9 protein-coding genes are annotated in these 13,575 nt (G+C 72.8%); 8 read left to right on the top strand and 1 reads right to left on the bottom strand.

From position 1 onward, the window contains the following. The first annotated feature begins 189 nt into the window (after positions 1 to 189). The 3 genes from PV396_RS30005 (at position 190) to PV396_RS29995 (ending at position 7,429) form a co-directional block, all read left to right on the top strand. Positions 190 to 3,444 carry an FtsX-like permease family protein gene (locus PV396_RS30005; RefSeq protein ID WP_416071508.1) on the top strand — a complete coding sequence of 1,085 codons (3,255 nt, stop codon included), beginning with the start codon at positions 190 to 192 and terminating at the stop codon, positions 3,442 to 3,444. A gap of 163 nt (positions 3,445 to 3,607) precedes the next feature. Next, positions 3,608 to 6,370 carry an FtsX-like permease family protein gene (locus tag PV396_RS30000; protein WP_319210004.1) on the top strand — a complete coding sequence of 921 codons (2,763 nt, stop codon included), beginning with the start codon at positions 3,608 to 3,610 and terminating at the stop codon, positions 6,368 to 6,370. 75 nt (positions 6,371 to 6,445) lie between these two features. Beyond that, positions 6,446 to 7,429, top strand: coding sequence for an ABC transporter ATP-binding protein (locus PV396_RS29995; RefSeq protein WP_319210002.1), 984 nt, complete (start codon positions 6,446 to 6,448; stop codon positions 7,427 to 7,429). Here PV396_RS29995 and PV396_RS29990 read toward each other — a convergent pair whose 3' ends face one another. Next, a complete protein-coding gene (locus PV396_RS29990; RefSeq protein WP_319210000.1) occupies positions 7,430 to 8,128 on the bottom strand; it encodes an ABC transporter ATP-binding protein in 699 nt (232 codons plus the stop codon). 234 nt (positions 8,129 to 8,362) lie between these two features. On the opposite strand from PV396_RS29990, the gene PV396_RS29985 reads away from it, so the two are divergent. The 5 genes from PV396_RS29985 (at position 8,363) to PV396_RS29965 (ending at position 13,448) form a co-directional block, all read left to right on the top strand. After that, entirely contained in the window at positions 8,363 to 9,595 is a 1,233-nt protein-coding gene (locus PV396_RS29985) for a PP2C family protein-serine/threonine phosphatase (protein WP_319209998.1), read from the top strand. 135 nt (positions 9,596 to 9,730) lie between these two features. Next, positions 9,731 to 10,147 carry a VOC family protein gene (locus tag PV396_RS29980; RefSeq protein WP_319209996.1) on the top strand — a complete coding sequence of 139 codons (417 nt, stop codon included), beginning with the start codon at positions 9,731 to 9,733 and terminating at the stop codon, positions 10,145 to 10,147. Positions 10,148 to 10,307: 160 nt separating this feature from the next. Continuing rightward, the gene (locus tag PV396_RS29975) at positions 10,308 to 11,420 is read left to right on the top strand and encodes a sugar ABC transporter substrate-binding protein (protein WP_319209994.1); all 1,113 of its coding nucleotides are present in this window, start codon (positions 10,308 to 10,310) and stop codon (positions 11,418 to 11,420) included. A 34-nt stretch (positions 11,421 to 11,454) separates the two neighbouring features. After that, positions 11,455 to 12,231: an ATP-binding cassette domain-containing protein gene (locus PV396_RS29970; protein WP_319209992.1), complete on the top strand. Its 777-nt coding sequence runs from the start codon at positions 11,455 to 11,457 to the stop codon at positions 12,229 to 12,231. Positions 12,232 to 12,233: 2 nt separating this feature from the next. Further along, complete coding sequence (locus tag PV396_RS29965; protein ID WP_319209990.1) at positions 12,234 to 13,448, top strand: ABC transporter permease subunit; 1,215 nt, start codon at positions 12,234 to 12,236, stop codon at positions 13,446 to 13,448. Positions 13,449 to 13,575: the final 127 nt, after the last annotated feature.

The following is a 13,575-nucleotide window of genomic DNA, read 5'->3' as shown; positions in this document are numbered from 1 at the left end:
AACTCCCCGTCAAAAACCGGCGACAACCGATCACAAAACAACCAACTCCAGCCCTACAATGCCCACTTGCACCTGCTGCACGCCCCCGACGTCGACCGACCATCGCGTCTCGGTTCGTGTGGTTGGAATCGGGGGGTTTCGGTGGGGGTACGGGGTTTGGCGTCCTCTGTGGGCGTGTTGCGGTTTGTTGTGTTGCGGGCCTGGGTTTATCGCGCGCTTCTCGGGGCCGCCCTGGTGACCGTGTTGCTGACCACTACCGTGTTGGCCGGGATCGCCGCCTACTCGGGTGCGATAGGCGATGCCGCGTTACGGCGGGCGCTCGCTGAGCCGGGGACCGTTGCCGAGGCTTCTCTCGTGGTCAAGGGGGATGTGCCCGCCGGTGAGCGGGAGGCGGCCGATGAGGCCGTGCGGGCCGGGGCCCGCGATGTCTTTGGTGGGCTGCCTGTACGCGTGCTCACCCTGCTGCGGTCCGGGCCCTATGCCCTGCCGGGCGCGCTGCGGCCGCCGGGCTCCGAGCGCGACGGCAATCCCAGTCTTACCTACTTCGCGGCCCTGGATCGTACGCAGGTACGCATCGTTGACGGGCGGTTGCCCGGCGGGGCGTCCACCGCCGCGACCGACCCGGCCATCGAGGTCGCGCTGCCGCAGAGTGCCGCCAAGCAGCTCGGGGTCGCGGCCGGCGACCGGGTGGTCCTCACCGACCAGTTGCACGGGCCGGCCGTGCGTGTCCTCGTCACCGGTGTCTATCGGGCGGTCGATGTCCGGGCCGCCTACTGGCAATTGGACGATCTGGGTGGTCGTGGCGTGCAGGCGTCGAGTTTCACGACGTACGGTCCGCTGCTCACCGCCCCCGGCGTGCCGGTGTCGGGGCGGGTGAGTGTCGGGGCTTCGGGGTGGGTCGCCTCGGCCGGCTATTCCGCGCTGACGGCCGGGCGGATCGGCGCGCTCAGGGAGGCTGTTCGCTCGGGGAGTGCGGAGTTGCGTAAGCGGCCCGTGCTCGGGGGTGTGACGGTGGCTGCCACCGGGCTGCCCGAAGTCCTGGAGCGCATCGAGCGCTCCCTGCTCGTCACCCGTTCCAGCATGCTCATCGTCGCCGGGCAGCTCGGGCTGCTCGCCGCCTGCGCTCTGTTGCTCGTCGCGCGGTCGCTCAGTTCCGAGCGGGCGGCCGAGGGGCGGTTGCTGCGGGCGCGTGGTGCAACTCGGGTGCGGCTGGCGGGACTTGCCGCGTTGGAGGCCCTGCTGGTCTCCGTACCCGGCGTGGTGGTGGCGCCGCTGTTGTCCGGGCCGTTGACGCGGTTGCTGGTCGGGCAGGGGGCGCTGGGACGGGCCGGGGTGCGGGTCGACGTGCCGGTGTGGGGGCGGCCCGAAGTGTGGGCGGTCGCGGCGGGTGTGGCCGCGCTGTGCGCGCTGGCCGTCGCCGTCCCGGCGTGGCGGGCGTCCTTCGCGGGCACCGTGGCGGTACGGGCGGGCGCGTTGCCCGCGTCGTTGCGCGGCGGGGCGGATGTCGGGCTCGTCGCCGTGGCCGGTGTCGCCCTGTGGCTGCTCGGCGGTCAGGACTCCGGGGCTGTCACCGCCGACCGTGACGGGGTCCTCGGCGTCGATCCGCTGCTGGTGGCGGCGCCCGCGCTGGTGCTGCTCGCCGGAACGGTGCTGGTGCTGCGGCTGCTGCCCCTGCTGGCGCGGGTCGGTGAGCGGCTTCTGGTGCGCGGGCACGGGCTGACCGCCGCCATGGTCGGCTGGCAGTTCAGCCGTCGGCCGATGCGCGGGGCGGGTCCGGTGCTGCTGCTGGTCATCTCCGTGGCGCTGGGCGTGATCGCCCTCGGGCAGAGCGCGTCCTGGCACCGTTCGCAGGCCGACCAGGCCGATTTCCGCGCGGGTGCCGAGGTCCGCGTACTGACCTCCGGGAGCGGCGGCCCTGGGCGTGGGGACGTCTACGCGGGCCTCCCGAACGTCGATGCGGTCGCCCCCGGGGTCCGTGGCACCGTGTCGCTCTCCGGGAGCCGCACCGCGACCGTCCTGGCCCTGAACACGACGGAGGCGGCCGGGGCGGTGCTGGCGCGGCGCGATCTGACGGACGGTCCGCTGCTCGCCGGGCTCGCCCCGCGCGAGGCGCCCGCGGGCATCGACGTACCGGCGGGCACGGGCCGGCTCACACTGACCGCCACCCTGCACAGCACCACGCCGGGCCCGGGCGCCGACGTCACGCTCACGGTGCGGGACCGGTACAGGACCTCGTACGAGATTCCGTCCGGCCGTCTCGCCGCCGATGGCCGGCCGCACCCGCTGACTCCCGAACTGAACGGCGCCCGGGGCCCGTTGGCGCTGACCGGGCTCACCCTGAGCATGTCGCAGCCGACCGGCCGCGCCGACCGGCACCGGCTGGTGCTCAGCACGCTCACGGCGACCACAGGCGCGGGCGACGGTGCCGTCCGGCGGTTGGCCCTGCCGGCGAGGTGGACGACCGCGATCGAGTCCGACTCGGTCGCGCTCGGGCCCGATGACAAGGCCCGGCCCACCCGTCCCCGGGTCACGTCGACCACACCTCTCACCCTGACGTACGGCACCGGGTACCTGCCGTCGGACGTCCCGCCGTCCCCCGCGCCGCTGGAGGTACGGCTGAAGGTCGCCCGGCCCGCGGCGTCACCGGCGGCGGCGTCCGAGGTCGTCGCCGTCGCCACCCGCCAGTTCCTCGCCGCGTCCGGTACGCGCGAGGGTGAGCGGGTCGAGGTTTCGTTCGACGGGCGTTCCGTGCCCGTACGTGTCGTCCGTACGGCGAGCGCGCTGCCCACGACGGAGGCCACCGCGCTGGGGGGCGGGGCCCTGCTGGTCGATCTCCGGGCCGTCGACCGGGTGTTGCTGGACCGCGACGGAAGGGGTCTTACGCCCACCGAGTGGTGGCTGGACACGGCCGCGCCCGGGGCCACGGCGGCTGCCGTGCGGGCCCTGCCCGACGTCGAACCGGAACAGGTGGTCGTGCGCGACGAGTTGGCGGCACAACTGCGCGACGACCCGTTCGGAGCGGCCCCGGAAGCGGCGCTGGTCGCGGCGGCCGGGGTGACCGTGCTGTTCGCCTCGCTCGGCTTCGCGGTCAGCGCGGTGGGTGCGATACGGGTCCGGGACGGCGAGTTCGCCGTGCTGCGCGCCCTGGGGACACCGCGCCGCCGGCTGGCCCGGCTGGTCGCCGTGGAGCACGGCGTACTGGTGGCCCTGGCGCTGCTGGTCGGGACGGCGCTGGGCGCGGTGCTGACGTACGCGCTCGTCCCGCTCGTCGTCCTGACCGGCCAGGCCACCCGGCCGCTCCCACCAGTCCTGGTCGAGTTCCCGCTCACGCGGCTCGCCGCCCTGCTGGCGGCCCTCGCGGCCGGCCCCGCCCTGGTGACCGTGGTCCTCGCACTCCGGCGGGCGAAACCCGTGACGACCCTCAGGGACGAGGTGGCCCAGTGACCGCGCAGCCGGTGCCGTCGCACGCACGGGCCGGGGCGTGGGCCCGGCTATGGGCCCTCGCACGTACCTCCGTGGCCCTCGCAACCGGCCCCGCCCCGGTGACCGTCCCCCTCGCACTCCGGCAGGCGAAACCCGTGACGACCCTCAGGGACGAGGTGGCCCAGTGACCGCGCAGCCGGTGCATGTACGGGCCGGGGTGTGGGCCCGGCTGCGGGCCTTCGCGGGTACCTCCGTGGCGCTCGCTCTGCTGGTGGCGGTGACCGCCGCGCTCGCCGCCGCTTACCCGCGCGCCGGGGACCGGTACGCGGACGCCGGGCTGCGGCGGGCCGTCGAGCAGGCCTCTCCCGATCGGACGAGCGTGCGAGTGGACGCCCCGCCGCCCTGGACCGACACGGTCGAGGAGACGGAGGACGCGCTGCGCCCCGGTGCGCTGGCGGCGGCTCGCGCCGAGATCCTCGGTACCCCGAGGGCGCCCCTGGTTCCCGACAGCGCGCAGTCGGCGTACGGCGTGCGTACGACCGTCGGTGTGGAGGCGGCCGAGACCTGGCTTCCCCGGCCCGCCGGTCTGCCCGCCCAACTGCTGCTCGCCGCCCAGCAGGACCTCGCCTCCCACGCCCGGATCAGCGCGGGCCGGTTGCCGCGCGCCACGGGCGGCGAACCGGTGACCGCGGACACCGCGCGGGTCGAGGCCGCTGTCACCGCGGACACCGCCCGCACGCTCCACATCCGGGTGGGCTCGGTGATCCACCTGCCACGCCCGTCGAGCGCCCCCCTCGCCGTCCGGGTCACCGGGATCGTCGTACCGCGCGGCCCCTCCGGCGCCTACTGGTCGACGCTGCCGGTGCTGCGCACCCCCGCGCTGAGCCGTATGCCGGGCAGCGCGCTGACGGAGGTCTACTGGCTCGGCGCCCTGCTTCTCGCCCCCGACGCGGGGCCGGTGCTGCTTGGCACCACCGGCAGCCCGCACCGGTACTGGCAGGTGGCCCCCGATGTCGCCACCCTGCGCGGGCACGATCTCGACGGGCTGGTGTCCGCCGTCACCGCCTTCGGGTCGGGCCCGGGGGTGCAGCGCCTGCGCGAGGTCGTCGACCCCCGGCTGGAGACCCAGACGAACCTCGGCGAGATCCTCGCGGACCACGCCCGACTGCGGTCGGGGATCGACCCGCTGCTTCTTCTCGCCGCCGTCGGGACCGGCAGCCTCGCCGTGATCGTCCTGGCCATGGCCGGCGGTGTGGCGGCCGACCGACGGCGCGCGGAGCTGGCCCTGCTGCGTGCGCGCGGCGCCTCACTGCCCGGCCTCGCCCTCCGGCTGCTGGCCGAGACGGCGGTGGTGGCCGTGCCGGCCGGCGCCCTCGGGCTGACCGCCGCCCTGCTCGCCCTGCCCGGCGCCCGCACCGCGCCCGCCGTCACCGCCGCCCTCGCCGTCACCCTCCTCGCCTGCGTCGCGCTCCCCCTGCGTGCCGTGGTGGCACACCGCACGGTACGGATGCACGACGGCCGGGAGGACCTCGCCTCGGCCCGGCCGTCGCGGCGCCGGACGGTGGCCGAACTGACCGTGCTGGTCGTCGCGTCGGGGCTGGTCGTCGTACTGCGGCGGCAGGGATCCGGCGGCTCCGGTCCGGTGGCCGCCGCCCCGCTGCTGACGGGCGTGGTCGCGGCTCTGCTGCTGGCACGCCTTCACCCGCTGCCGCTGCGGGCGCTGAGCAGGGCGGCCGGTCGGCTGCGCGGCCTGCTGATTCCGCTGTCACTGGCCCAGGTGGCCCGCGCCCCCGGCTTCGCCGTGCTGCCCCTGCTGGCCCTGCTCAGCGCCCTGACCACGGCCGCGTTCGGCGGCTCGGTGCTGGCGGGGGTCACGGCGGCCCGGGATCAGGCCGCGCTCCTCGACGTCGGCGCCGACGGCCGTATCGAGAGCACGACCGGTTCGCTCCCGGGCGCGCTGCCCGACCGCGTCCGTCGGCTGCCCGGCGTACGGGACATGGCGGAGGCGAGCGTCACCGTCGAGGCGAAGCCGCGACAGGGCAGTCAGGCGGTACCGCTGGCCGGTGTGGACGCCGACGCCTACGCGCGCCTCGCGCACCGCACGGGACTGGGACCGTTCGACGCGGCGACGCTCCGGCGGGAGCGGGAGGACGCCGGTGCGGCGGGCGGCGCCGACCGGCCGCTGCCCGCGCTGGCCTCACCTCGCGTGGCCGAGGAGTACGGCACGGGCCCGTACCCCGTGCTGCTCCAGGACGGCACCACCGTGACCGTCCGGATCGTGCTGGTCGTGGACCGTACTCCGGCCGTGGTCGGCGACGACTTCCTGATCGTGGACCGCGCCGGCCTTCCCGGCGCCGCCGCCCGTACGACGACCCTGCTGCTGACCGGCGACGCCCTGAACGGCCGCGCACTGCGCTCGGCGACGACTGCGGCACAGGCTGGGGCTGGGGCGGCGACCGTACTGCTGCGTGCCGAGGAACGCGCTCGGTACGTCGACTCGCCGCTGCAGTCCGGTGCCGAACGTCTGTACGGTGTCGCGGTCGCCGCGAGCGCCGCGTACGCGGTCCTCGCCCTTCTGCTGACCGTGCTGCGCACCGCGCCCGAACGCGGCGCACTGCTCGCCCGATTGCGCACCCTGGGCATGAGCCGCTCCCAGGGCCGCCGACTGCTGGTCCTCACCGCCCTCCCGCAGGCGTTCCTCGCCGCGGCGGGCGGTCTGCTGACCGGCTGGGCCTGTGTTCACCTGCTCTCGCCCGGCATCGACCTCACGACCATCGCCCTGGCCTCCCCGGGTGTCCTCGAGGAGGCCGCGCTGCGCACCGATCCGCTCTCGCTGGCGGTGCCGGCACTCGCCGTACTGGTGCTGGCCCTCGGTGTGCCCGCCGGGCAGGCCTGGTGGGTCGGCCGACGCGGCTCGGTGCGCGAACTGCGGATGGGTGGCGAATAGACGACGACCGGACAGTGAGCCGGACACCACGCCAGAACCACGCCAGACCGTACCTGCGACCGCCAGGAGCAGCCGATGACCGGCAGCCCGACCTTCCACGAACTCACCGACCGGGCACGCGCCGCGCGCGACGCCGCCGTCTACGGTCACGACGCCCTGATCACCTGCGACCGGGTGGTACGGATCTTCTCCGCCGACGGTGTGGAGGTCCAGGCGCTGCAGGGCCTCGACCTCCTCGTCCGCAAGGGGGAGCTGATGGCGCTGGTCGGTGCCTCCGGCAGCGGCAAGTCCACCCTCATGAACATCCTGGCGGGACTGGACCGACCCACCGCGGGCGCGGCCCGGGTCGCCGGGCACGACCTGGTCACGATGTCCGCCAAGGAGCGCCTCGCCTACCGGCGCGGGACCGTCGGCTTCGTCTGGCAGCAGACCTCCCGCAACCTCCTGCCCTATCTCACCGCCGCGCAGAACGCCGTGCTGCCTCTGCAGTTGGCCCGCGCGGGAGGCGGACGCCGGGCCAGGGCCGATCGCGCCATGGCACTCCTCGGCCTGCTGGACGTCGCCGAGTGCCGTGACCGCCGGCCGCACGAGATGTCCGGCGGCCAGCAGCAGCGCGTCGCCCTCGCGGTGGCCCTCGCCAACGATCCGGCGGTCCTGCTCGCCGACGAGCCCACCGGCGAACTCGACTCCCACACCGCCGAGCAGGTCTTCGCCGCGTTCCGCACCGCCAACGAGGAACTGGGGACCACCATCGTGATCGTCACCCACGACCAGTCCGTGGCCGGTGAGGTACGGCGGACCGTCGCCATCCGGGACGGGCGTACATCGACGGAGGTACTGCGCCACAGCGAGGTCGACTCCGCCACCGGCCAGGAGAACCTGGTCGCCCGCGAGTACGCCATGCTCGACCGGGCCGGCCGCCTCCAGCTCCCCGCCGAGTACACCCGGGCCCTGGGGATGCGCGACCGCGTCGCCCTGGAACTGGAGCCCGACCACATCGCCGTACGCCCGGACGAGAACCGGGCTGACGACAGCCGTGACGACCGCCCCAGCTCCTAGCTAGGCGTCGCTCTCGGTGATCTCGCCGTCCTTCAGCTCCAGCACACGGTCCGCGAGGTCGAGAAGGGTTCGGTCATGGGTGGCGACGAGTGCCGTGATCCGTTCGCTGCGGACGACCGCGCGCAGCAGTTCCATCACGGAGTGCCCGGTCTCCGCGTCCAACTGGCCGGTCGGCTCGTCCGCGATGAGGATCGAGGGGCTGTTGGCCAGGGCGCGGGCGATGGCGACGCGCTGGCGCTGTCCGCCCGACAGCTCGCCCGGGCGCTGCTCGGCGTGGTCCGCGAGCCCCACGAGGGACAGCAGCAGTTCGACGCGCTCCTGCCGCTCGCGCGGGTCCGTCCTGCGCAGCCGCAGCGGTACGCCCACGTTCTCGGCTGCCGTGAGGATGGGGATGAGCCCGAACGACTGGAAGACGAAGCCGATGCGCTCCCGGCGCAGCGCGAGGAGGGCGTCCTCCCCCTGGTCCCCCAGGTGCAGCCCGTCGACGGTGACGTGTCCGCCGTCCGGCTCGTCCAGGCCGCCGACGATGTTGAGGAGGGTGGTCTTGCCCGAGCCCGAGCGTCCCTTGAGCGCGACGAGTTCCCCCCGGGGGACCTCGAAGGAGACGCCCCGCAGAGCGTGTACGGCGTTCACACCCCGGCCGTACGACTTGTGCACGTCCGTCACCCGCAGCATGGCCGCGGTCACCGCCTGGCTCATCGCGCCCCCGTATGCTCGCCGATTTCGCAGCGCGCCAGTATCCCACCGGGCCTCGCGGCCGGTAAAGCGTGCTGCGCCGCGGGCTCCTCGGTTCCGGCGGACGCAATGCCCAGGCCACGGATCCTTTTCGCTTCTATCGTGGAACGACACGACACGACACGACACGGCATGGCACAGCACGGCATGACACGGCACGCACGGCACGCACGGCACGAGACAGCAGACAGGCAGGTCATGAGGGAACCGCAGATCGACTACGCGGCGGTCTTCCGGGCCCTGCCCGGCATGGTGGCCCTGCTCACCCCTGACCTGGTGTACGTCGACGCGAACGACGACTTCGTGCGGCTGTCGGGGCGTACCCGCGAGCAACTGCTGGGCCGCTACATCTTCGACGTCTTCCCCGAGAACCCCACCGACCCCGCCTCGGCCGGGTCCCTGCGGGAGACCGAGGCGTCGATGCTCCGTACGGTGGCCACCGGCGAACGCGACACGATGGCGCTGCTCCGCTACGACATCGAGGACGCCACGCAGCCCGGCCGCTGGGAGGAGCACTACTGGAGCCCGGTCAACGCACCGATCCTCGGCGAGGACGGGAAGGTCGCCCTGATCGCGCACCGGGTGGAGGAGGTCACCGAGCTCATCCGCGCCTTCGGCGGTCCCGGCGCCGACACCAGGGCCCGCGCGCTGGAGGCCGAGGTGTACACGCGGGCCCGCGAGCTGCAGGAGGTCAACGAGCGACTGCGTACGGCGCATGCCCGGGAGCGCGAGGTCGCCCTCGCCCTTCAGGCGGCGATGCTGCCCCCGCCGGGCCCGACCGGCCGGCACGGGGCGGCCGTGCGCTACCGGCCCGCCGTCGGCGCGCTGAACGTGTGCGGCGACTGGTACGACCTGGTCGAGCTGCCCGGCGGGAGTCTCGCGGTCGCCGTCGGCGACGTCGTCGGCCACGGCCTGGCCGCCGCCTGCGTGATGGGGCAGTTGCGCAGCGCGCTGAGCGGGGCCACCCGCCTCGCGGAGGGTCCCGCCCAGGCCCTGGACGCCCTCGACCTGTACGCCCGTTCCGTGGAGGGCGCCGAGTCGACCAGCGTCGTGACGACCTTCATCGGCTGGGACAGCCGCACCATCACCTACAGCTGCGCCGGCCACCCTCCGCCGGCTCTCGTGCACCCCGACGGCACGGTCACCTTCCTCGACCGGGCCACGGACCCGTCGCTCGCGGCCCGGCCCGAGCCCGTCCCCCGCCTGCAGGCCGGTACGCCCTTCACCGAGGGCTCCGTCCTGGTGCTGTACACGGACGGCCTGATCGAACGCCACGACGAGGACATCGACGCCGGCCTGGCCCGCCTCGCCGACTCCCTCGCCCGGCACCGGGACGCGGATCCCGAGGCCCTGGCCGACGCCCTCCTGACCGACCTCCTGCCGCCCACCGGCAACACCGACGACACGGCCCTGATCGTCCTGCGTCTTTGAGCCGCCAAGCGGCAACCGCCTGCGAAAGTGGCTCAGCTCACATTCGCTCACCGGTGACTTCCCTCGGCCCCACCGGTCAGTACCGGCGACATCACCGGTGCCGACGGGAGATCACTCCCTCAAGGAAGGCGTGCCATGGCCTCGCGACTCAATCCCTATCTCAACTTCGACGGTGACGCCCGAGCGGCGCTGGAGCGCTACAAGGAGATCTTCGGCGGCTCCCTGACGCTCAACACCTACGGCGCCTTCGGGCAGCCGGACTCCCCGTTCGCCGACAGGATCATGCACGGCCTGCTGGAGACCCCGAGCGGCTTCACCCTGATGGGGGCCGACAGCCCGCCCGGATCCGAGTTCCGCCCCGGCAGCAACTTCTCCGTGAGTCTGAGCGGCGACGACGAGGCCGAGTTGCGCGGGTACTGGGAGCAGCTGTCCGACGGCGGGGCGGTGTCGGTGCCGCTCGACAAGCAGATGTGGGGCGATGTGTTCGGCATGTGCACGGACCGGTTCGGTGTGCCGTGGATGGTCAACATCAGCGGGTCGTCGCAGAGCTGATCGCGCGACCGTTCACCGCACGGGCACCGCTCAGGAGCGGCGGCATGGCCGGGCTTGGCATTACCATCCAATTACGCGCCTATTTCGTACGAAGTTCTTACCTTCCAGCTAAGTTCTGACTACGTTCTGGCGAATATCCGAAAGTTCTGGGGAACTGACCATGGGACGTCTCGGTGCCGGTCTTCCAGCCATGAAACGCGGGTTCCTCGCCGTCGCCGTCACCGCCGGGCTGGTCCTTGTCGGGGCCTGCGGAAGCGGTGGCGGAAGTGGTGGCGGGGGCGGTGGAGGGGACAGCGTCAGCGTCGGGGTGCTGATGCCCGGCGGCGGGGCCTCCCGGTTCGGGCGGTTCGACCGGCCGCTGATCGAGAAGCACGTCGAGACGCTGTGCCCGGACTGCCCGGCCGCGAGAGTCGCCGCCACGTCCGACCCCACGATCCAGCAGCAGCAGTTCGAGGCGATGATCACCCGGGGGGTGGATGTGATCATCCTCGCCGCCGTCGACCCCCAGCTGATGCGTCCGTCCGTCGAGTCCGCGCACCGGGCCGGTATCCCGGTCGTCGCCTACGACCGGCTCGCCCAGGGGCCGATCTCCGGGTACGTCACCTTCGACGGGGACGAGGTCGGACGGCTCCAGGCACAGGGGCTGCTGAAGGCCATGGGCCCGAAGGCCGACGGGGGACGGATCGTCATGATGAACGGCGCCACCACCGACCCCAACGCCGGTTGGTACAAGGAAGGCGCCCTCGCCGTCCTCAAGGGCAAGGTGAAGATCGGCAAGTCGTACGACACCGTCAACTGGCGGCCCGAGAACGCGTACGTCAACATGACCGGCGCCATCGCCGCGCTGGGCGCCGAGAACATCGACGGTGTGCTGTCCGCCAACGACAGCATGGCGGGCGCCGTGGTCTCCGCCTTCAAGGCCGCCAAGGTCGCGAAGCTGCCGCCGATCACCGGCCAGGACGCCGACCTCATGGCCGTACAGCGCATCGTGAAGGGCGAGCAGTACATGACCGTGTACAAGCCCTACAAGCGCGCGACCGACGCCACCGTGGAGATGGCGATCGCCCTCGGGCGCGGCGAGAAGGTCGAGGCCATCGCCACCGGCAGTGTCGACAGTCCGACGACGAAGAACGTGCCGGCGGTTCTGCTGCCGTCCGTCTCGGTGACTGTCTCCAACATCGAGGACACGCTGGTGAAGGACCGCATGTACACCGTCGCCCAGATCTGCACCCCGGCACTACGGCCCGCCTGCGACCGGGCCGGCCTCATCTGACGCGTTCAGTTCTCCCCCGGGAAGGAGGTGACCCGTGCCCGGTCAGCCCCTGCTGGCGTTGCGCGGTGTCTCCAAGCGGTTCGCCGCCGTACAGGCCCTGGTGGACATCGAGCTCGAGGTGCGGGCCGGGGAGGTGGTCGCCCTGGTCGGTGACAACGCCGCCGGCAAGTCCACCCTGGTCAAGGTGATATCGGGGGTCGGTCCCCCCGACAAGGGGGTCATCGAGTGGCAGGGCAGCCCCGTACAGATCAAGCGGCCCCAGGACGCCAGGGGCCTCGGGATCGCCACCGTCTACCAGGATCTCGCCATGTGCGAGAACCTCGATGTCGTCGCCAACCTCTTCCTCGGCCGGGAGATCCACCGTTTCGGCGTCCTCGACGAGGTGGAGATGGAGCGCCGCACCCGCGAGCTGCTGCACACCCTGTCCATCCGGATTCCCGATGTGCGGATACCGCTCGCCGGCCTGTCCAGCGGTCAGCGGCAGGTCGTGGCGATCACCCGTTCGTTTCTCGCCTCGCCCCGGCTGCTGCTGCTCGACGAGCCCACCGCCTCCCTGGGCATCCAGCAGACCAACCAGCTCCTCGACCTGATCGAGGAGCTGCGCGACAAAGGGCTCGGGGTGCTCCTCATCAGCCACAACATGAGCGACATCAAGGCCGTCGCCGACCGGGTCGCCGTGCTGCGCCTGGGCCGCAACAACGGCCTCTTCGACGTGAACACCACCTCGCAGGAGCAGATCATCTCCTCCATCACCGGCGCGGCCGACCACGCCGTCGCCCACCGCCCGCCCCCCGACGAGGTGTGGCCGTGAACATGAGCATGAACGTGACCGTGACCGCGAAGTCGCGTCTCGCGGCGGGCGCCGGTGCCGTACGTCGCAGGGTGCGCGAGGGCGGGCTCGGGCCCGCCCCGGTGCTGCTGGCCCTCGCCGCGACCTGGGTGGTCTTCCAGTGCCTCAACGACAGGTTCCTCTCGCCGCGCAACCTGTCCGTCCTCAGCGTGGACATCGTCGGGACCGGCATGGTCGCCGTGGGCATCGTCTTCGTCCTGCTGATCGGCGAGATCGACCTGTCCGTGGGCTCGCTCGCCGGCCTCGCGGGCGCCATGTTCGCGGCGCTGAACGTGAACGTCGGCATGACGGAATGGCTCGCCGTGCTCCTCGCGGTGATCTGCGGTACGGCCATCGGGGCCCTCCAGGGGTTCCTGTTCGCCAGGTTCCGGGTGCCCGCCTTCGTCGTCACCCTCGCCGGGCTGCTGGCCTGGAGTGGTCTGATGCTGCTCCTGCTCGGGCCGGACAACACCATCCACTTCAGCGAGGACGGGCTGGTCGCCACGCTGACCAGCCGCTACTACAGCGCCCCCGGTTTCACCTACGGCCTGGCCGCGCTCTGCACGGCCGCGTACCTGTTCGTCTCCCTGCGCGAACGCGGGCGCCGCGCCGCCGCCGGAATGCCGTGTCGGGCGGTGAGCGAGATCTCGGCCCGTACGGCCCTGCTCGCGGCGGTCGCGTTCACCAGCGTCGCCGTACTGGACCGTTTCGAGGGGCTGCCGTTGGCGCTCCTGATCTTCCTCGTGGTCATCCTCGCCTCGGACCTGCTGCTGCGCCGTACCCCCTACGGCCGGCAGGTTCTCGCCCTGGGCGGCGGTGTGGAGGCGGCCCGGCGGGCGGGCGTGGACGTGACACGCGTACGGATCTCGGTGTTCATGGTGTCGGGGACCCTGGCCGCGGCCGGCGGACTGTTCGTCGCGTCGCGGTTCACCTCGGCGAGTCCGGTCTCGGGCAGTGGCGCGGTGCTGATCAACGCCATCGCCGCCGCCGTCATCGGCGGCACCAGCCTGTTCGGCGGACGCGGTTCCACCTGGTCGGCGCTGCTGGGTGTGCTCGTCATCCAGTCGATCGCCTCGGGCATGGCACTGCTGGGCGTGCAGACCGCCGTCCAGTTCATGATCACCGGCGGGGTGCTGATCACGGCGGTGATCATCGACTCGCTGGCAAGGAGCACCGCCGCGTCACGCATGCGGCCCTGAGGGCCAGGGCCACAACGCCGTTCGGCACCGGTCCCTCCCCACGTGGGGACCGGTGCCGAAACGATGGGCGGAGGCCCGGGAGGCGGCCGGACGGTGCCGGTTCCGCGGTCTCGGGCCCGCGTGGTGG

The sequence above is a fragment of the Streptomyces sp. ME02-8801-2C genome, assembly GCF_033793965.1.
GTDB lineage: Bacteria > Actinomycetota > Actinomycetes > Streptomycetales > Streptomycetaceae > Streptomyces.
The sequence above is the reverse complement of the archived record's forward strand: the minus strand, read 5'-3'. Positions and strand labels throughout refer to the sequence as shown.